The organism is Caballeronia sp., from assembly GCF_028292365.1.
Taxonomy (GTDB): domain Bacteria; phylum Pseudomonadota; class Gammaproteobacteria; order Burkholderiales; family Burkholderiaceae; genus Caballeronia.
This window is the reverse complement of sequence record NZ_JAQGMM010000348.1, coordinates 1-20,047: the sequence shown is the minus strand read 5'-3', so window position 1 is coordinate 20,047 and position 20,047 is coordinate 1. Positions and strand designations below refer to the sequence as shown.

Genomic DNA, 20,047 nt, shown 5'->3' with positions numbered 1-20,047 from the left:
AAATGCTGGGCGCAATCGGTTCAGCTACTTCACGCCTGACTTGCAATTGGCGGCAGAAAAACGCCGGCGTCTCACGAGTGATTTACGCGCCGCGCTGCCGGGCGAGCAGTTCCAGATCTATTATCAGCCCATCGTTGATTTGGCGAATGGGGAAATCTACAAAGCCGAGGCACTGATCCGCTGGCTGCATCCTGAGCGCGGCACGATCAGCCCGCTGGATTTCATTCCATTAGCCGAGGACACGGGACTCATTGTTCCGATCGGAGACTGGATGTTCAAGCAGGCCGTGCAGCAAGCCCGGAAATGGCGCAACCAATTCCATCCGTCTTTCCAGATCAGCGTCAACGTGTCACCGGTGCAGATTCGTCAAGACAGTGTTCTGTGTACCCAATGGCCCGACTATCTGATCCAGGAAGGAATGCCGGGAGAGAGTGTTGCAGTTGAAATAACCGAGGGGCTGTTGCTGCATGCCGAATCGAAGATTGACGAAAAACTGCTGACCTTCCGTGATGCAGGTATCCGGGTCTCGATCGACGACTTCGGGACGGGTTACTCGTCTCTCGCGTATCTCAGGCGCTTTGACATCGACTATCTCAAGATCGACCGTTCATTCGTCCAGAACCTCGCCTTCGATGGAGACAATCAGGCGCTTTGCGAGGCGATGGTCGTACTGGCTCACAAACTGGGATTGAAAGTCATTGCCGAAGGGGTGGAGACAACAGAGCAACGGGATTTCCTGATTTCCGTAGGCTGTGATTTTGCCCAGGGATTTTTATATTCCGAACCGGTTCCGTCGGATCAATTCGAGGCGTTGGTATGGCCGGCTCTTGAGGAGAGCGTTGCCTGTCATGCAATTGCTACGACCAGCACGGCCGACGCATAAGACACGCGTATCCGGCAGCAATCGACAAAGAATCGACCGCCGCCGGGCACGTCCAGACATCGTCAGCTACCACGGGCATCACGACAAATGATGCACCTCTTGCAAGCCGAACACGGGCGTTGGAATTCCCTCCATCCGCGCCTTCAGTTGCAGCGATAAATACTGCGAGTAGTGCCGCGACTGATGCAAATTCCCGCCATGGAACCACAACGCCTGCTGCTGCGTGGGTTTCCACATGTTGCGCTGCTCGCCTTCCCATGGCCCTGGATCTTTGGTCGTATTCGATCCCAAGCCCCACACCTTCCCCACCTTGTCCGCCACTTCACGCGAGATAAGATCCGCGGCCCAGCCGTTCATCGACCCGTAACCGGTCGCGTACACAACCAGATCCGCTTCAAGTTCGCTGCCGTCGCTGAGCACGACCGAATGCTCTTTCAACTCGACCACATCCACGCCGCTCTTCAGCTTGATCTTGCCGTCAGCAACGAGATCCGACGCGCCCACATCGATGTAATAACCCGAACCGCGCCGCAGGTATTTCATAAAGAGGCCCGAGTCGTCATCGCCGAAATCGAGCATGAAGCCTCTCTTCTCCAGCCGATCATAAAACTCCGCATCACGCTCCCTGATCGCGTTGTAAACCGGGATCTGGAACTCGTGCAGGATCTTGTACGGAATGGATGCGAACGTCAGGTCAGCCTTCATGGTGGTCATGCCCGCCGCCACCGCGCGCTCGGAGTAAAGATCGCCCAGCGCCAAATCCATCAGCGAGTTCGACTTCACTATGTGCGTGGACGAACGCTGCACCATGGTCACATCCACGCCCGCTTCCCACAGCGCCCCGCAAATATCGTGCGCAGAATTATTCGCGCCAATCACCACAACCTTCTTGCCCTTGTAAGCGTCCGGTCCCGGATGTTTCGACGAATGATGCTGCTCGCCCTTGAACACATCCATGCCCTTGAACTTCGGCACATTCGCTTTGCCCGACATGCCCGTCGCAAGCACGAGTTGCTTCGGCCGCAGCGTCAGTTTTTCGCCGCCGCGCTCGACTTCCACGATCCATTCGCCCGCGGCTTCGTCATATTTGGCGGACGTGCAGGTGGTCGCTCCCCAGTAATTCAGCTCCATGACCTTGGCGTACATCTCCAGCCAGTCGCCAATCTTGTCCTTCGGTGAAAACACCGGCCAGTTGTCCGGGAACGGCAGGTACGGCATGTGGTCGTACCAGACCGGATCGTGCAGGCACAGGGTCTTATAGCGAGCGCGCCATGCGTCTCCGGGCCGCTCGTTCTTATCGATAATGATTGCCGGCACACCCAGTTGCCGCAGCCGTGCACCTAACGCAATGCCGCCCTGCCCGCCGCCGACGACCAAACAATACGGCTGCTTCCCATAACCCAGTGTCTCCAGTTCTGCCTCGCGATTCTCCTTCCAGCTAGTGCGGTCGACACGCGCTCCGTGTTCGGCGCCCATCGGCCGCTTGAAGCCCTTCGGTTCTTCGTGGCCTTTGAGTTCGGTCATGGTCGTGAGCAACGTCCAGATTTGCCCATCCTTTACGCGGATAAAACCCGTACCGCGCGCAACGCCAGTCTCGAACGTGATCCACGCTTGCGTCACGCCGTCCGCCTCGGTTGCCGTTTCGTTATCGGCAATCTTCAGCTTTGACGGCTTGACCGTGTCCAACTGCGAATCCAGCATCGCGGCAATCTGTTCGCGGCCTTCCATCGTCTTGATGTTCCAGGTAAACGCCACCAGGTCACGCCAATAACCGTCGGGCTGGAATAGCGCAACGGCCGCCGCTGTGTCGCCGCTTTTAAGCGCGGCTTCGAATGTCTCCAGGACGTGGGTAATGGTTTGATTCGGATTCTGCTCAGACATGGTCGCTCCTCCATGAGATACGGATCACTAAGTATCGATTGGTACCGATCAAAAAAATACGGGTTCTTTGCCCGCTAAAATAAAAACGCTTATCTGTTTCTAGCACCTGTGCGGCGCCACTATTCCAAACTTCGCTATGCGCCGGTACAACGTCGCCCGCGAGATACCCAGCGCCTGCGCCGCCACGACGGGCCGCCATTTAGCATCGGTCATCGCAGCGAGGATGCGGGCGCGCTCCAGTGTTTCGCTCTCAGACAACGCGGGTTGCGCCGTCGGCTTATTCGCTTTGCGTGGTTCCGCGGCCGATGTCGGGCTTCGGGAAGCGCGCACGACAGGCGGCCTCACACGCGCATGCAACGGCGAACCCGAGCCCACCAACCTGAACGAAATGAGGTCGCGTCCGGGGCGTACATCGAGCAGGCGTTCGGCGCGGATATCGAAAAGTTCGGAAACGTGGCGCGGCAACTGATCCAGCCCCGGAACACATTCCTTCGCGCGCCGGTTAGCGGCGATCGCGTAACCGCGTGCATCGAAGGCGATGAGTATTTCCGGCTGGGCCTCAACGTAATGCCGGCTGCGATGCGCGAGCAAGACCCAGCAATGCGTGGTTGCGTTGAGAAAGAAACCGTCCTCGATCAGCAACGCGCTTTGGCGCACGATATGGTTGACCAGCCGCTGGCTCTCGCGCTCTTCGGGCGAGCGCACTGCTGACGCATCCAGCACGCCGATCAATTCGCCTTGCACGCCGAAGATAGGCGATGCGCTACATGTCAACGTGGTGAACGCCGCGCGAAAATGGTCGGTCTTGTGGACGGTGATGGCCTCGGCGTCGAGCAGCACCGAAGCAACGCCGCATGTCCCTTCTTCACGTTCGGACCAGCACGAACCGGGATACAAACCCGCGCGCTTGAATTCATGGCGGCGATCGCGATCCACCCGGTAGTCGATGGTCACGCCCGCGGCATCGGTCAACATCACGCAGTAGTCGGCCTCGCGTACGGTTTCATGCAGTCGCGAAAGACATTGACCCGATGCACGCAGCACGGTTTCTTCGCGTTGCCGGACATCGCGCAATTCGGGAACGGTCAGGATGCGCGGACCAATGGTCGCGCCCGGGTCGAGATGATATTGCTCCAGCGACCGCCTATACGATGACGCCAGCCGCGACGCATCGGCACCGGGGCTGCTCATGCGGCCTTCTATCACGCTGCGCACGCGATCGATGTGTCTGGTCTGCGAAACATATGGCATGAAGAGCCTCCGGCGGATTCGGTGCGCTCGCGCCAATCACGACACGCTGCAACCCGAAAACTTAAACGCATGGTGACGTTTTAGCATGCGTGTTCCGGGAGATCACACCGCAGTGCACCATCGAGGTTGATGAGACGTTTGTCTCAATCAACTGCCTCAATCAACGACGTCGCGTTTCGTCGAGCGCAGCCATCTTCCGATAAAGCGTGTTACGCGATACACCTAGCATTCGCGCCGCCGCCGAGACGTTGCCGGCATGTGTCTCAAGCGCTGCCGCCACGGCCGACAGCGCGAGATCGTTCAGGCGAGCGCTGTCCTTCGCAAACGACGGCGAGATCGCTTGCGCGTTCGCGGCATCGCGTGCGTCATCGAAGAAATCTTGCGGCAGATGGTCCAGGCCGATGCACGTCTCATCGTCGTCGAGCATGGCGCATGCGGTCCTCAGCACGTTCGCCAGTTGCCGGAAGTTTCCGGGCCACGGGTGGCGGGTGAACGCCGCCAGCGCCTCGGGTGAAACCGTGATGGGTTCACCGGTCGTACGCTCGGCACGCAGGATCTTTTCGACGGTAGCGGCCAGATCGGTACGCTGACGCAACGGCGGCAACGTCACCAGCAGACCGTTGATCCGGTAGTAGAGGTCCTCGCGGAATTCACCAGCGGTGACACGCTCGCGCAGATTGCGATTGGTCGCGCAGATCAGCGCGAAATCCACGGGCACGGCGCGCGTGCTGCCGAGCGGCGTCACCGTGCGCTCCTGCAGCACACGCAGCAAACGGCTTTGCAATGAGAATGGCATATCGCCGATTTCATCCAGGAACAAGGTGCCGCCATCGGCTTGCAGGATCTTGCCGCACGCACCGCGCTTGGACGCGCCAGTGAACGCCCCTTCTTCATAACCGAACAACTCTGCTTCAATCAGTGTGTCCGGGATCGACGCGCAATTCACCGCAACGAACGGCCCGTCGCTACGCGGCGAGTCGCGATGCACCGCGCTCGCAAGGACATCTTTTCCGGTACCCGTCTCACCACCAATCAGGATCGGAATATTTTTACCGATCACCTTGCGCACCCGTTCAACGAGTGCCGCAACCTCGGCGTCGCCAGTCATCAGGTAGCGCAGACCGGAGAGTTTCGGCTGCGGTTCAGGGACGCGTTTGCGAGCGACGACGTCGATGACATCGCGGCTATCTGTTGAAAGTGCAACGGCCGGCGAGCGCCTCAGGTCCGCACTGGCAAAAACATTAACGCCACTGTGCAAGCACAGCGAAATCGTGCGTTCGACGGGCGCGCCCATGCCGCTGCGCATCCGGTCGAACAACTCGCCGCACGAGACGTTGAATAGCGACGACAAGGTGTGTGCACGCAACGAGGCAAGCGGCAAGCCGAACTGAAATTGCGCGCTTCGATTAGCCGATAGAAAGCGCCCATCGGCCCTGAACGCAGCAATGCCTTCCATCAACGTGCCGATAAACTCGGGCCGCCCGTGGAAATGGATTCGCAATGCTTCAGGGAAGGCGCTGGTGAACAAATGGTTCTCGATCATCTGCGCGGACATCTTGGCAAGCGCCATGGTGTGACGGCTGTGGCCGCGACAATCGCCGGTGACGTCGAGAACGCCCAGCAACTCGCCAAATGGATCGAGGATCGGCACGCTGGAGCATGCAAGAAAGCGGTTCGCGCGCAGGTAATGCTGATCGCCGAGCACCATGGTGGCATCGCCTTCGGCAATGGTCGTGCCTATCGCATTGGTGCCCTGCTGCTGCTCGCTCCACAGCGCGCCTGGACGCAACGCGACGCGGTCCGCACGGGCGAGGAAATCGTCGTCGCCGAGCGAATGCAGGATCAGCCCTTCGGCGTCGGTCAGTACGACCATGCTGTGCGTATTGGCGATCTGCCCGTAGAGCGTTTCTATGACAGGCAGCGCATGCGTGGAGAGCGCGCGATTCTGTTCGCGCTTGAGCCGGAGATCGGCTTCGCTGAGCACGCCGTAGTCGGGCCGCATGGCGTCCGACAGGCCGAAGCTGCGGGAACGTTCGTGCGATTGCCTGATGATATCCCGCCCTTTCATACGGCCGGCATGATCGCTGGCCAGCAGCGCGGATCGGCTTGATCCGCTTGAACGGTCGATAGAAACCGGGTTCATAACCATTGTCTCCTTCGCCAACATTCGCGGAAGGAGTCGGTCGTCAGCTCCGCCCGTCGCGTGGTCGATCGAGACAATGTACCACTGCTACAGCGTTCAATCCCGGGACTAGCCCGGGTTTAGCCAGTCACGTGCTCGACCGGGTGGCGTTCGAGCCAGGCGGATTCGGTATCGTCGAAAAGGCGCGATCGCGTGAGAAAACGCAACCCGCTAGGGCGTTCCAGCGAAAACATGCCGCCATTGCCCGGCACGCAATCGATGATCAACTGCGTGTGCTGCCAGTACTCGAATTGCGATTCGCTCATGTAGAACGGCACGCCGGCTATCTCGCCTAGCTTGACGTCAGACGAACCGACCATGAATTCGGCGACCGGGAAACACATGGGCGCGCTGCCGTCGCAGCAACCGCCCGACTGATGGAACAACACCTGCCCGTGTTCGGCCTTCAGCTTATCGATCAGTTCGATCGCCGCCGGTGTGGCGACCACGCGCGGAATTTCTTGTTCGGTCATAAGGGTTTCCACTGAACACAGACTATGGCGAGCCGCGGCGCGGCCCGCCATTCAGATCAAGCAACCACGTCGATCAGAAGAACCCGAGCGGCTTCTGGCTATAACTCACCAACAGGTTTTTCGTCTGCTGATAGTGGTCGAGCATCATCTTGTGATTCTCCCGGCCAATGCCCGATTGCTTGTAACCGCCGAATGCCGCATGTGCCGGATAAGCGTGATAGCAATTAGTCCACACGCGTCCAGCCTGGATGTCGCGGCCGAAACGGTAAGCCCGCGTACCATCGCGCGTCCACACGCCCGCGCCGAGGCCATAAAGCGTGTCATTGGCGATTTCCAGCGCCTGCGCTTCGTCCTTGAACGTTGTCACCGACAGCACCGGCCCGAAGATTTCCTCCTGGAAGATGCGCATCTTGTTGTGACCGCGGAAGACCGTCGGCTTGATGTAGTAGCCGTTCTTCAACTCGCCATCGAGCGTGTTGCGTTCGCCGCCGATCAGGCATTCAGCGCCTTCCTGCTTGCCGAGATCGATATACGACAGGATCTTTTCAAGCTGCTCCTGTGAGGCTTGCGCACCGATCATCGTCTTCGAGTCGAGCGGATGCCCCTGGCTGATTGCTGCTACACGCTTGAGCGCGCGTTCCATGAAGCGGTCATAGATCGACTCTTCAATCAGCACGCGCGACGGGCACGTGCAGACCTCGCCCTGGTTCAGCGCGAACATGGCGAAGCCTTCTAGCGCCTTGTCGAAGTAGCTGTCGTCGGCGTTCATGACATCGGCGAAGAAAATGTTCGGGCTCTTGCCGCCGAGTTCGAGCGTCACCGGAATCAGGTTCTGGCTGGCGTATTGCATGATCAGGCGGCCGGTCGTGGTCTCGCCGGTGAAGGCAATCTTGGCGATCCGCTTATTCGATGCCAGCGGTTTGCCGGCTTCCAGTCCAAAGCCGTTGACCACGTTCAGCACGCCGGCAGGCAACAGATCTTCGATCAACTCGAGCAGCACGAGTATTGAAGCGGGCGTTTGTTCAGCGGGCTTTAGCACAACGCAGTTGCCGGCAGCCAGCGCGGGCGCCAGTTTCCATATCGCCATCAGGATCGGGAAATTCCACGGAATGATCTGTCCCACCACGCCTAGCGGCTCGTGGAAGTGGTATGCGACCGTGTCTTCATCGATTTGTGAAATCGAGCCTTCCTGAGCCCGCACGCAGCCCGCGAAATAGCGGAAATGATCGATCGCCAGCGGGATATCGGCGGCCATGGTTTCGCGTAGCGGCTTGCCGTTATCGATGGTTTCCGCCACCGCGATGCGCACCAGATTCGCTTCCATCCGATCGGCGATCTTGTTCAGGATGTTGGCTCGCTCGGCGGGCGAAGTCTTGCCCCAAGCCGTCTTGGCTTTGTGCGCTGCATCGAGCGCGAGTTCTATATCAGCTTCGCGCGAACGCGGGATGGACGTGAACGCTTCGCCGGTGATCGGCGAGATATTATCGAAATACTCACCACCTACCGGCTTGACCCATTGACCACCGATGAAGTTTCCATACTGCTTTTTATACGGGAAGTCGGTGTTCAAAAATTGCATCTCGGCGTGATTCATGTGCGTGCTCCTCGCATGTCGGTGAGAATGACCGCCGCGACCATGATTGCCGCGACCGGTGGGAACAGGCGTGCGAGATGCGTGCCAACGGGCGTCTTGCAGGTGGGCAAAGGCAGTGGGCGGTATGCGCTTGCGCGAGAGGATGACCATGCGTTCCGTTTCGGAACACCCATGTTGAAAATCGTGTTGAAACGGAACAGTGCAGTGGCGCAATGTTCGAGCGCGACGCGCGGTGGATTTGTTGTGCAAACTACGGGTTCGGGCCGCGAATCACAGCGGTGGAGTGCGTTATAGGTGGGACTAGAGGAAGGGACACGCGATGTCATTAATCGGCGTTAACGCATTGGTATTCGATGTATTCGGCACGGTCGTGGATTGGCGCAGCGGCGTGGCGCGTGACACGGGGCTGTTTCTGGCGCGGCGTGGGATCAGCAGCATCGACCCGGTGGAATTCGCCGATGCCTGGCGTCGCCGGTATGGCCCTGCCATGGAGGAAGTGCGCAGCGGCCGGAGAGCATTTGTCCGGCTAGACGTGTTGCACCACGAGAATTTGCTAGCGGTGCTGGCGGACTATGGGATTGATCCCGCAAGCCTTCCGGCCGAGGAAGTCGATGCACTGAATCTGGCATGGCATCGGCTGGATCCGTGGCCCGATTCGCTGAGCGGCCTCACACGGCTCAAGGCCACTCGCATCATTGCGCCGCTCTCGAATGGCAACATTGCGCTGATGCTCGATATGGCGAAACGCGCGGGTATTCCATGGGACGCCATTCTGGGCGCGGAAGTCGTGCAGGCTTACAAGCCAATGCCCGAAGCGTATTTGCGAACTGCCGATGTATTGGGTTTGCGGCCGGAGCAAATGTGTCTGGTCGCAGCGCATAACAGCGACCTCGCAGCAGCGAGGCAATGCGGATACAAGACTGCGTTTGTGGCGCGCCCGACGGAGCATGGGCCGGGGCAGACCACGGATCTGAAGGCCGAAGCGGACTGGGACGTGGTCGCAAATGACTTCAATGATCTGGCGGATAAAGTGGGCGCTTAGGGAGGTTTAACCCAACTCAACCCGTCTGCCGCTCGACAATATAAAACCCGACATCGACCACGTTCGTTTCCGTCACGCCTTTCAGTCGCTCTAACAAACAGCGCGCCGCGCTTACGCCAATACGCGTGCCGTCCACGCCCACGGTAGTCAATTGCGGGCTCGTTTCCGAAGCGAACTCCAGGTCGCCGAAACCGCAGATGGCCAGTTGCGAAGGGACATCGATACCCCGGCGTTTTGCCTCGCCAAGCACGCCGATAGCCAGCAGATCCGAGCCGCAGAAAACTGCATCGAGCGATGGCATCTGTTCAAGAAGCTTAGGCAACGCAGCCTTGCCGATGGACACCGAACTGGGTGGTGCAACTATCACCTCCGCTATTTCATTGATGCCTGCGCGCGCCAGTCGCTCACGAAAGCCGGTGATACGCGCAATCGCGCGATCATCGTTGGCCGACACCAGCCCCGGATGCAAAACGCCCCTCGCCAGGAATCGCTCCGCAACCGCCACGCCCACTTGGTAATGCGAGAAACCGACGAGCATATCGATTGGCGTCTCTGTCATGTCCCACGTTTCCACAATCGGAATGCCGACATTACGCAACCGCTCGCGCAACGACTCCGTGTGCGCTACGCCTGTCAACAACACCCCTTCAGGACGCCGGCTCAACACGGCATCAAGCAGCGTTTCTTCGCTCGAATCGCTGTAGCCGCTCAACGCAAGCAACACCTGGTAGCCTGCCTTCGACATGGTCTCGCTGAACACCTGAATAGTCTCGGAGAACAAAGAGTGCGCAATGGTCGGGACAATTGCCGCGATCAGCCGCGACTTCGACGACGACAACCCGCCCGCCAGCCGGTTGGGCACATAACCCAGCTTCTGGACGACCTGTCGCACGCGCTCGAGCGTTTCCGGCGCGACTGATTCCGGATTATTGAAGACGCGCGAAACCGTGATGGGCGAGACACCCGCGACCGCCGCGACATCGGTAATACGCAGCCCTTTCGGACCGCCGCGCGAGCGCTTGGGCGAAGCAGGCGGAGCTTCGTCCCGGGCGTCGATGGTAGGTGCAATCGGCTTGTCGTTCGGCATGGTTCGCTTCGTTGCAGGAGGGCTTGACGCCGGTATTGTAGTCAACGCCGACCGGGTCTCGTCATAAGAACGATACCGCTGCGCCCTACGTCGCTTCCACCCTCCTGCCATTGGCCGCCTCCTGCGTTCCGTCATGACGATTGCGGCGAATCAAAATCAGCGTGACGACGCCGAACGTAAAGAGACACGCCGCAGGAATCAGCATGGGCGCCTTCGTGCTGCCGCTCATTTGCCGGACCCATGGCACGAGATTCTGCGCAATAAAACCGCCTACGTTCCCCAGCGAATTGATCGCCGCTATTCCTGCTGCGGCCCGCGCGCCGGTCAGGAACTTCGACGGCAGCGTCCAGAAACACGGCAGCAGCAAATACATGCACGGCGCGCCAAGACTCAACGCAATGAAACGCAACGTGTTGGTCGGCAGGAACACGCTGCCGAGAAAGAACATCACACCCAGCACGGACGCACAGAGCATCGCGGTCATCGTGCGGTCGGCCGCGCGCAACTTCGATGGCAGCCATGCGAGCGCGATAGTCGCGAGCAGCCACGGCACGATGTTGATCAGCCCGTTGACGGTATTGCTGACACCGAACCCCTTGACGAGCGTCGGCAGCCAGTAGCTTACGCCATACACCGACATGGACAGCATCATGTAATACAGCGCCATGCCAATCACGCGCGGTTCCGTCAACACACTAAGGAACTTTGTCTTGCCCGCTTCGGTTTGCGCTGCGAGGGCGCGTTCGTTATCGAGCGTATCGGCCAGCCATGTCTTTTCGGTATCCGACATGAATTTTGCTTTGAGCGGAGACTCCGGCAAATACAGCAGCACGACGGCGGTCAGGAGAATCGACGGTATGCCCGTGACAATAAACACGAGCTGCCAGCCTTGCAGACCAAGAAGTCCGCCCTTGTCCAGCAGCCAGCCGCAAATAGGCGCGCCCACCATATTGCCAAGACTGCTGCCCACTGTGAAATACCCCAGCATCCGCACCCGATGCCGCGATGGAAACCACAAGGTCAGGTAATAAATCACGCCCGGATAAAGCCCGGCTTCAGAAGCGCCGAGCAGGAAGCGCAGCACGTAGAACGTGGTGGCGTTTTTCGTGAACGCGAGCAGCACGGTGACAATACCCCACGTCAACATGATGCGTGCGATCCAGCGCGGCGCGCCATACTTGTGCAGCAGCACATTGCTCGGCACTTCGAAGATCAGATAGCCGATGAAAAACAAGGACGCACCCAGCCCATAAGCCACTTCGCTCAAACCGAGGCTGCCCAGCATCTGCAGCTTGGCGAAGCTGATATTCGATCGGTCGATATACGCGATCAGATAAAGCAAGCCAAGCAGCGGCATCAGCCTGAATGCCAGCCGATTGATCAAGGGTGTCTCATCTATCGCTTGCGGAACAGTATTCACCGTGTCTCCTGCAGCCCGCTGCGTGCCAGCGAACCGTTGTATGGGTCGTTATTGTTTTTGTGCGCGCCATTGCGCGTAAGCCGCAAGCGTTTCTTCATTCGGCGGATACGTCCCGCGCAACGGCCTGCCTTCATCAATACGTTGCGAGATGAAGATTTCCAGTTGCTCCTGCTCGGTCGCATCGCGCGCCACCTCTTCCGCCATTTCGTGCGGCACGATCACGACGCCGTCCACATCGGCGACCACAATATCGCCCGGATACACTGCCACGCCGCCGCACGCGATTGGCACGTTCATATCCACCGCGTGATGTTTGGCGAGGTTCAACGGCGCGCTCGCGCCGGCACACCACAGCGGCAGGCCGAGGTCGGAAATCGTGCCACTGTCGCGCACTGCACCGTCGGAGACCATGCCCGCCACGCCGCGCTTCGCCAGCCGGAGCGCGAGAATCGATCCCACCGATGCCACCGATCGGTCGCCGCGACAGTCCTGAACCAGCACGCTGCCCGGCGGCGCGCTCTCCACCGCCTTGCGCTGCGGATGATCGGGGTCCTGGAAGACGCCCACGTGATCGAGGTCTTCTCGCGCGGGAATATTGCGCAACGTAAACGCCGGTCCAACGAGGTTCGGTGCACCCGGTGCGGGTTTGACGAGCGGCGCGACGCCTTGCAGGAATACGTTGCGCAAGCCACGTTTGAATAACTGCGTGGTGAGCGTAGCCGTGCTGACGTGGCGCAACAGGTCCAGCGCAGCGCTGCTGACGGAGGTGTCGGATGGATTCATATGGAGTGCTCTGAATAGGGTTAGTGAATCTCGGGTTCGTCGCGATGCGCACCCGTCGTTGCTGCCACGGTCTCAGACGACGCGGCCACCGGTTCTTCCAGGAAATCGAAGTCGCAGCCCTTGTTTGCCTGCGTGACGTGAAGCTGATGCATCACGCCGAAGCCGCGCTCGAACGGACGTTTCGGCGCCTTCCACGCTTCTTTGCGAGCAGCGAGTTCTGCGTCGCTGACATCGAGATGAAGCCGTCGGCCGGGCACATCGAGCTCGATCATGTCGCCGTCTTTTACCAACGCAAGCGGACCACCAACGAACGATTCCGGTGCCACATGCAGCACGCACGCGCCGTAGCTCGTGCCGCTCATGCGGGCGTCCGAGATCCGCACCATGTCTCTTACCCCTTGCTTCAGCAGCTTCTGCGGGATCGGCAACTGGCCCCACTCGGGCATGCCCGGCGCACCCACCGGACCCGCGTGTTGCAGCACGATCACGGACTCCGCGGTGATATCGAGTTCTTCGCTGTCGATGCGCGCCGCCATGTCGGCGTAATCCTTGAATACGACGGCCGGTCCGCGCGCCTTCAGCAGATGCTGTTCCATGGCGGCCGGCTTGATGACGGCGCCATCCGGCGCGAGGTTGCCGGTCAGCACCGCGAGGCCATCGCGCTCGACCACCGCATTGGCACGCTTGCGGATCACGTCTTCGTCGAAGATCTCCGCGCCCGCGATGTTTTCGCCGAGCGTCGACCCGCTGACTGTCATCTGCGTGCCGTCGATCAGGCCGCCCAATTCGACGAGCAGTGCGCGCAAACCGCCCGCGTAGAAGAAGTCTTCCATCAGGTATTTACCGGCCGGGCGCAAGTTCGCGAGCACCGGCGTGATGCGCGCGAGTTCATCGAAGCGCGCGGTTGTCAGGTCGATGCCCGCCCGGCGCGCGACCGCCACCAGATGCACGATCGCGTTCGTGGAACCCGACATCGAAAGCACGGTGGTGACGGCGTTATCGAAGGATTTCGCGGTCAGGATGTCCGACGGTTTCTGGTCGGTCCAGACCATCTCCACAATCCGCTGGCCAGTCAGCGATGCAAACTGCGCGTGCCGTGAATCGACTGCGGGTATCGACGAAAAGCCGGGCAAGGTCAAGCCGAGGGATTCGGTGGCGGTGGTCATGGTCGACGCCGTGCCCATGGTCATGCAATGACCCGGCGAGCGCGCAATGCCGCTTTCGATGCCCTTCCATTCCTCTTCCGTGATCTTCCCGGCGCGCAGTTCCGCCCAGTATTTCCAGGTGTCCGAGCCGCTGCCGAGCGTGCGGCCGTTCCAGTTGCCGCGCAGCATCGGCCCGGCGGGAAGGAAGATTGTTGGCAGGTTCATGCTGATCGCGCCCATCAGCAGGCCCGGCGTGGTCTTGTCGCAGCCGCCCATCAGCACGCAGCCGTCGAACTGATACGACTTCAGCAATTCCTCGGTTTCCATCGCGAGGAAGTTTCGATACAGCATGGTGGTCGGTTTCTGGAACGGCTCAGCGAGCGTCATCACGGGCATCTCGACGGGGAAGCCGCCAGCCTGCCAGACGCCGCGCTTGACCTCCTCCACGCGTTGCTTGAAGTGCGTATGGCACGAGTTGAGTTCGCTCCACGTATTGACGATGGCAATGACCGGCTTGCCCATGTAGTCGGATGGGTGATAGCCCATTTGCGCGGTGCGCGAACGGTGGCCGAACGAGCGCAGGTCGTTCACGCCGTACCAGCGATAGCTGCGTAATTGTTCAGGGGTCTTGCGCGGGGCCGTCGGATTTGAGGACAAGCTGATCTCCTTGATAGCGCTACCAACGCGCTCTTGAATGGGCGAATGGTAGCGCTATCATTACGGAACGTCCGTAAGGGATTTCACGAATAGGGAGGGGTTGTTTGCAAATACCGCTGTGCATCCAACCACGATTGATGACGACCGGAATATCCCGCCGTATTTTGCGCTGCTATCCTCGCCGCATCCCGTTCATGCCGGGCCGACACCGTCCTGACCGCGTTGCGCGATGCTCGATGCGTATGCGTCTCAAGGCCGGCGCGGGTAGGAAACCCATTTAATAACGCATGGGAGGTTCGCCATGCTGCGATCGTTCGATCAACTCTGTCATCCAGCCGACAAGGGCCTGCTGGTCGCTGCCGACCACGGCCACGCGACGCTCACCGGCGGCGGCACCTACGCCATGCCGTGGCACTGGCATGATTGCCTGATGTTCATCCTGCCGAGCCACGGCGCCGTCGAGCTTCGGCACGAAGACCAGCGCGCGGGGACCTGGCTGTCGCAGGATCGCTTCGCGGTGGTGCCATCGGGACGTGCGCATCAGACCCGGGCAGGCTTCGCCACGCACACGCATGTGGCCGTCTACGTGACCGACGACGCGCTGCAAAAGCTCGATACCGGAATTGGCTCACTCGGCGAATTCCGCCGGCGCACGCGCGTCCCCCTCCTCGTGCGCCGAACCGCCGCTATTCGCGCGCTGCAGGAAATCTCGCTGCGTAACGACATGGGGACCTATGGCGGCCCGATGATCCGCCAGGCCTTGTCGTCGGCGTTGCTGATGCAGTGCATTGGCGAGGTCATGGCCGGCGAGACGGTGCCGGGGACTTCACCCCGCGAGCACGGCATGGCGCTGGTTGCCGAACTCGAAACCTACATTACTCGCCATGCCGATCAGGACATTCCGCTCGACGCCCTCGAAGAACGCTTCGGCATTTCCCGCCGTCACATTACGCGCCTGTTCCGCGAAGGCACCGGCCTGTCGATCGGCGAGTTCCAGCAGCGCACGCGTTACGAGAACGCCTGCCGGCTGCTCGCCGAGACGGATCTGCCGGTCGGCGAAATAGCCTTTCGCGTCGGTTTCGAAAGCGGCGCGGCCCTCGCGCGCGCCATGCGCCGGATTGGCGATCATTCGCCCTCGGACCTGCGTACAGCCATGGCCCGTTCGGGCAAAAAGTAAGGCCCGTTCAAGCGCGCGGCGCCTTTTTGATCTCCGTAATCTGACTGGATGGAAACACACTCCCCGGTCAGCGGGGATCATCCCGTCATGCCTCAGCGTCACACCATTCGCCACTCCGTCGAACTCGTCAGCGTGTTCGCCGCCGGCCCTGGCGGCGGCAACCCTGCGCCTATCGTGGTCGATGCGGCCGGCATGTCCGACGCGCAAATGCAGGAAGTGGCGCAACGCTACGGCCACGAAAGCGGCTTCGTCCTGCCGGCCGCGCCCGGCTCTGACTGCGATTACGAGTTTCGCTTCTGGGTCCCCAATCACGAGATGCCGATGTGCGGACACGCCACGGTCGGCGCCGTCTGGCTGCTCCATCAAAGCGGGCTATTGCAGCGCGACCGGCTGAGCATCCAGACCCGCAGCGGCAAGGTCAGGATCCGTATCACCGGACACACGGCCGAGGGTGCCGCAGTCGAAATTTCTCAACCCGCGGGCCGTATCGAACCTTTGACGGAAGCGCAACTCAGCCGCGACGAGATCCTCGATGTGCTTGGCATCAACACCGCGCAACTGGCGCCCCTGCCGATCCAGAACGCCTGCACAAGCCGCGTCAAGACGTTGATCCCGCTCACCAGCACGGCCGACCTCGACAACCTTCAGCCGCGCTTCGAGAAAATCGAGGCGCTGTGCGAGCGGATCGGATCCACGGGCCTCTACCCCTACGCCACCTTCGACGCGGGCCGGCAAATCTTCGACGCCCGGCAGTTTCCGCGCGCCTCGGGTTATCCGGAAGATGCAGCCACCGGGATCGCAGCCTCTGCACTGTCTTTCGGCCTCCTGACCAATGGCATGGTTGAAACGTCCGAACGGACCATCACGATCCGCCAGGGACGCGCGATGAAACGCCCGTCGCAGATCTCGGTGCGCTTCAGTTTTGACGCAGGTCTCGAGCCTGGCCACCCGGACGGCTGCTGGCTCGGCGGCCCGGTTTGTTTCGAAGCGCACGCCGGAGGCCCGTCATGACGATCGATATCGCCGGCCGGCTCGCTCAACTGGGCCTGACGCTGCCCGTTGCGCCATCGCCGCGAGGCCTCTACGTCGGTGCGGTGATCCACAACGACATTGCTCTTATCAGCGGCCAGGTCAGCCGTGTCGGCGACGAGATCATCACCGGACCGGTCGATCGTGATACGCCGCCCGACGTCATCCGGCTCGCGGCACGGACCTGTGTACTCCGCGCCCTGAGCGTGCTCGTTGCAACACTGCCGTCAACGACCGCAGTCGATCGCGTCCTGTTCCTGCGCGGTTTCGTCCATGCCGCGCCCGGCTTCGTGAACCACAGTCAGGTCATGGATGAGGCCTCTACCCTGCTCCACGACATCTTCGGCGAAAGCGGCCGGCATGCGAGATCCGCACTCGGCGTTGCAAGTCTGCCGGGCAACGGTTTGCTCGAGATCGAACTCACAGTCGCGTTGACTCCGGTACCTCGTGACCGTCCACAAGAACACGCCGGCCGCGGCATCGACACCCAGCAATAAACACCAAGCCATAACAAACACCGGACCGCTGTAGAAACGGCAGGCCCGGCACGATTCACTTACCCGTGGAGGCAACACCATGAATCGCCGTCAACTGCTGCAACTCAGCCTGGCCGCCGCGCCCGCCATCCTGCTGTCCCGTGTCGTGCGCGCTGCCGACGCCGAACTGATCGTCGGCTCCAACGTCGGCGCGCCGCCGTTCGTGTTCAAGCAGGGTGACTCTTATAGCGGCTTCGACGTCGAAGTCTGGAACGAGATCGCAAAGGGCATGAACCGCAAATGGCGCCTGCAACCGATGGAGTTCGGCGCGCTGATCCCGGCACTTCAGACCCGCAATATCGATGTGATCGTGTCGCAACTCTTCATCAAGCCGGAGCGCCAGCAGGTGATCGATTTTTCCGATCCGTACTATAAAAGCGGCCTGATTGCACTGACCCGCGCGGACAACACCACCATCCACACGCCGGCCGATCTTGCCGGCAAACACATCGGAACCGAGACAGGCACGCTCGCGGTCGGATACATCAAGGACCACATCAAGGACGCCACCGTCGAGCAGTTGCCCAGCATCAATAACGCGCTGCTGGCGCTCGAAGCCGGCCGCACCGACGCAGTCGTCTACGACAAGCCCCAAATGCTTTACTACGCCAACAACGCTGGCAAGAACAAGGTCAGGGTGGTGCAGCCGGCTCTGGAGGGTCTCGATGTCGGCATCGGCTTCCAGAAGGGCAGCCCCCTGGTCGCCGCGGTCAACGTTCAACTCGCCGCCATGAAGGCCGACGGGCGGCTCCAGGCACTCGGCCGCAAATGGTTCGGCGAGGCGTCGTCATGAGCTTTGACTGGGCGGCAGTCATTGCCGCGCTGCCGGACCTGCTGCAAGGCCTTCAGCTTACCCTCCTGATCGCACTGGCTGGTCTCGCCGGCGGCATCGTCCTCGGCATCCTCGCGGGCGTGGCGCTGACCTACGGCGGCCGGCTCACCGTCTTGCCGGCCCAGCTCTATGTGGCATTGATCCGCGGGACGCCGATCGTGGTCCAGGTGATGTTCGTTTACTTCGCATTGCCGATCATGATGAATATTCGTATCAGCGGGACGAGCGCCGCCATCATCACGCTGGTCGTCAACTCAGGCGCCTATAACGCTGAGATCATTCGCGGCGCACTCGACGGCGTGCCGTTCGGACTCCGCGAGGCGGGCCTGGCGATGGGGCTGCCTTTTCGCACCGTGCTGCTTCACGTCATCACACCCATCGCCTTTCGGCGCGCGCTGCCGGCAATGGGAAACCAGTTCGTCAACCTGGTCAAGGACACCTCGATCTTTCTGGTTATCGGCGTCGGCGAACTGACCCGGCGAGGCCAGGAAATCATGGCCGCTAACTTTCGGGCGGTGGAAATCTGGACTGCCGTGGCGGTCATCTACCTGCTTGTGATCAGCGTGCTCGCGCTCGGTCTGCGAGTGCTTGAACGGAGAGTACGCCTGCCATGAGCATGATCGATTTTCAGCAAGCCTCGAAGCGCTTCGGCGCCAACGTCGTTCTCCATCCGCTCGATCTTGCGATCGAACGGGGAGAAGTTGCGGTGATCGTTGGTCCATCAGGGTCCGGCAAATCGACGATGCTACGTTGCATCAACGGGCTCGAAAAAATCAGCGGCGGCGATCTGCGCGTCGACAGTATCAGCGTGCTGGGTTCCGCGCGCGACATCAGGCGCATCAGGCTGGAAGCCGGCATGGTGTTCCAGCAGTTCAATCTTTTTCCGAACCTCACAGCGATGCAGAACGTCATGTTCGGACCGATCCGGGCGCGTCGCCAAACACGGGCGGAAGCGCGCGAGATCGCTACCGCGCTTCTGCATAAAGTTGGTCTGTCCGAGCGGATGCATCACTATCCATCGCAGCTTTCCGGTGGTCAGCAGCAGCGCGTCGCCATTGCGCGGGCGCTCGCGGTGCAGCCAAAGCTGATGCTGTTCGACGAGCCGACTTCGGCGCTCGATCCGGAGCTGCGCCAGGAAGTTCTCAAGGTGATGCAGACGCTCGCGAGCGAGGGCATGACGATGGTCGTGGTCACTCACGAAATGGGCTTTGCGAAACGCGTGGGTTCGCGCCTGCTCTTCATGGAAGCCGGCCGCGTGGTGCACGACGGCAAGCCCGTCGAGATGCTGTCGGCGCCGCCGGGAGAACGCTTTCGCGACTTCCTGCAGCACGTTAATTGATGCCCCCGCGTTTTCACGACCGCACGCCATAGGAATCTGTAGCCAAGATGATCTCTTCACATTTCAAAAGCGACTACGGCTTTCGCCGGGACAGCGTCCGGCACAGCAACTGGCGCGACGCGCCCTGGAACGTCTGGGCCTTTCGCCATGTCCACGAGCTGATCCCGACGGCGCGGATCCCGGCCACGTCCGGTCTCGCCGAAGATCCCAAGGTCGATGCCACCGCGCTGACCGAACACGAAGTTGTGCTTGAGGGCGAACGCCGCACGGTCGCGACCATTCTACGGCAGACCTCGACCGATGCCATCACGGTGATGCGAGCCGGGCGTTTTACCGCTGACTTTCACGCACCGCACTTTACGCTGCAGAGTCGCCATATTTTGTTTTCGGCCAGCAAGTCAGTCGCGGGGTTGCTCGCCGGCATACTCGTCGGCGACGGTCTTCTGGACCCCGAAGCTCCGGTAGCGCATTACGTGCCGGAGCTCGCGCAGTCGGCCTTTGGCGATGCCCGAGTCAGGCACGTGCTGGATATGCGCACGAGCCTCGCGTTCAACGAAGACTATCTCGACCCGAACGGTGTCTATGCGCGTTATCGCCGGGCCGGCCTGTGGGACCCGCGGCGAGACGGTGAGGAACCGGAGACGGTGATCAGCTTCCTTGCTTCGCTGCCCAAAGGCACGGGGGAGCACGGTGGTCCTTTCCACTACTGCTCACCCAATTCTGACGTGCTTGGCCT

At 60.8% G+C, this 20,047-nt stretch carries 17 protein-coding genes and 1 pseudogene; 9 read left to right on the top strand and 9 right to left on the bottom strand.

Annotation, left to right across the window (positions count from 1 at the left end; genetic code table 11):
• Positions 1–883 (top strand): EAL domain-containing protein (locus JWR14_RS20915; RefSeq protein WP_299710812.1); only part of this gene is annotated, 883 nt, incomplete at its 5' end.
• 78 nt (positions 884–961) lie between these two features.
• Here JWR14_RS20915 and JWR14_RS20910 read toward each other — a convergent pair.
• The 5 genes from JWR14_RS20910 to adh form a co-directional block, all read right to left on the bottom strand.
• Positions 962–2,764 (bottom strand): NAD(P)/FAD-dependent oxidoreductase, encoded by a 1,803-nt coding sequence (locus JWR14_RS20910; RefSeq protein WP_299710809.1) that lies wholly within the window; start codon positions 2,762–2,764, stop codon positions 962–964.
• A gap of 99 nt (positions 2,765–2,863) precedes the next feature.
• Entirely contained in the window at positions 2,864–4,015 is a 1,152-nt protein-coding gene (locus JWR14_RS20905) for a GAF domain-containing protein (protein WP_299710806.1), read from the bottom strand.
• A 160-nt stretch (positions 4,016–4,175) separates the two neighbouring features.
• Complete coding sequence (locus JWR14_RS20900; RefSeq protein ID WP_299710814.1) at positions 4,176–6,083, bottom strand: sigma-54-dependent Fis family transcriptional regulator; 1,908 nt, start codon at positions 6,081–6,083, stop codon at positions 4,176–4,178.
• Positions 6,084–6,277: 194 nt separating this feature from the next.
• Positions 6,278–6,670: a DUF779 domain-containing protein gene (locus JWR14_RS20895; RefSeq protein WP_299710804.1), complete on the bottom strand. Its 393-nt coding sequence runs from the start codon at positions 6,668–6,670 to the stop codon at positions 6,278–6,280.
• Between the two features lie 73 nt (positions 6,671–6,743).
• Positions 6,744–8,264 (bottom strand): aldehyde dehydrogenase, encoded by a 1,521-nt coding sequence (adh, locus tag JWR14_RS20890; protein ID WP_299710802.1) that lies wholly within the window; start codon positions 8,262–8,264, stop codon positions 6,744–6,746.
• Between the two features lie 328 nt (positions 8,265–8,592).
• Here adh and JWR14_RS20885 point away from each other — a divergent pair.
• Positions 8,593–9,306 (top strand): annotated as a pseudogene (locus JWR14_RS20885) (haloacid dehalogenase type II); the annotation flags it as partial.
• Between the two features lie 16 nt (positions 9,307–9,322).
• Here JWR14_RS20885 and JWR14_RS20880 read toward each other — a convergent pair.
• From JWR14_RS20880 to araD, 4 genes are all read right to left on the bottom strand, one after another.
• Positions 9,323–10,393 carry a LacI family DNA-binding transcriptional regulator gene (locus JWR14_RS20880; protein ID WP_299710797.1) on the bottom strand — a complete coding sequence of 357 codons (1,071 nt, stop codon included), beginning with the start codon at positions 10,391–10,393 and terminating at the stop codon, positions 9,323–9,325.
• An 85-nt stretch (positions 10,394–10,478) separates the two neighbouring features.
• Complete coding sequence (locus JWR14_RS20875) at positions 10,479–11,813, bottom strand: MFS transporter (RefSeq protein WP_299710794.1); 1,335 nt, start codon at positions 11,811–11,813, stop codon at positions 10,479–10,481.
• 48 nt (positions 11,814–11,861) lie between these two features.
• Positions 11,862–12,596, bottom strand: coding sequence for a ribonuclease activity regulator RraA (locus JWR14_RS20870; protein WP_299710790.1), 735 nt, complete (start codon positions 12,594–12,596; stop codon positions 11,862–11,864).
• Positions 12,597–12,616: 20 nt separating this feature from the next.
• Complete coding sequence (araD, locus tag JWR14_RS20865) at positions 12,617–14,398, bottom strand: L-arabinonate dehydratase (RefSeq protein ID WP_299710787.1); 1,782 nt, start codon at positions 14,396–14,398, stop codon at positions 12,617–12,619.
• Positions 14,399–14,699: 301 nt separating this feature from the next.
• On the opposite strand from araD, the gene JWR14_RS20860 reads away from it, so the two are divergent.
• The 7 genes from JWR14_RS20860 to JWR14_RS20830 form a co-directional block, all read left to right on the top strand.
• A complete protein-coding gene (locus tag JWR14_RS20860) occupies positions 14,700–15,575 on the top strand; it encodes an AraC family transcriptional regulator (RefSeq protein WP_299710785.1) in 876 nt (291 codons plus the stop codon).
• 48 nt (positions 15,576–15,623) lie between these two features.
• Complete coding sequence (locus JWR14_RS20855) at positions 15,624–16,586, top strand: PhzF family phenazine biosynthesis protein (protein ID WP_366144577.1); 963 nt, start codon at positions 15,624–15,626, stop codon at positions 16,584–16,586.
• A complete protein-coding gene (locus JWR14_RS20850; RefSeq protein WP_299710780.1) occupies positions 16,583–17,101 on the top strand; it encodes a RidA family protein in 519 nt (172 codons plus the stop codon). The genes JWR14_RS20855 and JWR14_RS20850 overlap by 4 nt, the downstream gene beginning before the upstream one ends.
• Positions 17,102–17,180: 79 nt before the next feature.
• Complete coding sequence (locus JWR14_RS20845) at positions 17,181–17,933, top strand: transporter substrate-binding domain-containing protein (protein WP_299710777.1); 753 nt, start codon at positions 17,181–17,183, stop codon at positions 17,931–17,933.
• On the top strand, positions 17,930–18,586 hold the full coding sequence (glnP, locus tag JWR14_RS20840; RefSeq protein ID WP_299710774.1) for a glutamine ABC transporter permease GlnP: 657 nt from the start codon (positions 17,930–17,932) through the stop codon (positions 18,584–18,586). Before JWR14_RS20845 ends, glnP begins: the two co-directional genes overlap by 4 nt.
• Entirely contained in the window at positions 18,583–19,311 is a 729-nt protein-coding gene (gene glnQ, locus JWR14_RS20835) for a glutamine ABC transporter ATP-binding protein GlnQ (RefSeq protein WP_299710771.1), read from the top strand. The genes glnP and glnQ overlap by 4 nt, the downstream gene beginning before the upstream one ends.
• 47 nt (positions 19,312–19,358) lie before the next feature.
• A partial coding sequence (locus tag JWR14_RS20830; RefSeq protein WP_299710768.1) for a serine hydrolase occupies positions 19,359–20,047 on the top strand: 689 nt, incomplete at its 3' end.

What these genes read in the sequence shown, in the direction of transcription:
- JWR14_RS20910 (WP_299710809.1), bottom strand. Translation starts at nt 2,764, where the DNA reads ATGTCTGAGCAGAATCCGAATCAAACCATTACCCACGTCCTGGAGACA.
- JWR14_RS20905 (WP_299710806.1), bottom strand. Translation starts at nt 4,015, where the DNA reads ATGCCATATGTTTCGCAGACCAGACACATCGATCGCGTGCGCAGCGTG.
- JWR14_RS20900 (WP_299710814.1), bottom strand. Translation starts at nt 6,083, where the DNA reads ATGAAAGGGCGGGATATCATCAGGCAATCGCACGAACGTTCCCGCAGC.
- JWR14_RS20895 (WP_299710804.1), bottom strand. Translation starts at nt 6,670, where the DNA reads ATGACCGAACAAGAAATTCCGCGCGTGGTCGCCACACCGGCGGCGATC.
- adh (WP_299710802.1), bottom strand. Translation starts at nt 8,264, where the DNA reads ATGAATCACGCCGAGATGCAATTTTTGAACACCGACTTCCCGTATAAA.
- JWR14_RS20880 (WP_299710797.1), bottom strand. Translation starts at nt 10,393, where the DNA reads ATGCCGAACGACAAGCCGATTGCACCTACCATCGACGCCCGGGACGAA.
- JWR14_RS20870 (WP_299710790.1), bottom strand. Translation starts at nt 12,596, where the DNA reads ATGAATCCATCCGACACCTCCGTCAGCAGCGCTGCGCTGGACCTGTTG.
- JWR14_RS20860 (WP_299710785.1), top strand. Translation starts at nt 14,700, where the DNA reads ATGCTGCGATCGTTCGATCAACTCTGTCATCCAGCCGACAAGGGCCTG.
- JWR14_RS20855 (WP_366144577.1), top strand. Translation starts at nt 15,624, where the DNA reads ATGGAAACACACTCCCCGGTCAGCGGGGATCATCCCGTCATGCCTCAG.
- JWR14_RS20850 (WP_299710780.1), top strand. Translation starts at nt 16,583, where the DNA reads ATGACGATCGATATCGCCGGCCGGCTCGCTCAACTGGGCCTGACGCTG.
- JWR14_RS20845 (WP_299710777.1), top strand. Translation starts at nt 17,181, where the DNA reads ATGAATCGCCGTCAACTGCTGCAACTCAGCCTGGCCGCCGCGCCCGCC.
- glnP (WP_299710774.1), top strand. Translation starts at nt 17,930, where the DNA reads ATGAGCTTTGACTGGGCGGCAGTCATTGCCGCGCTGCCGGACCTGCTG.
- glnQ (WP_299710771.1), top strand. Translation starts at nt 18,583, where the DNA reads ATGAGCATGATCGATTTTCAGCAAGCCTCGAAGCGCTTCGGCGCCAAC.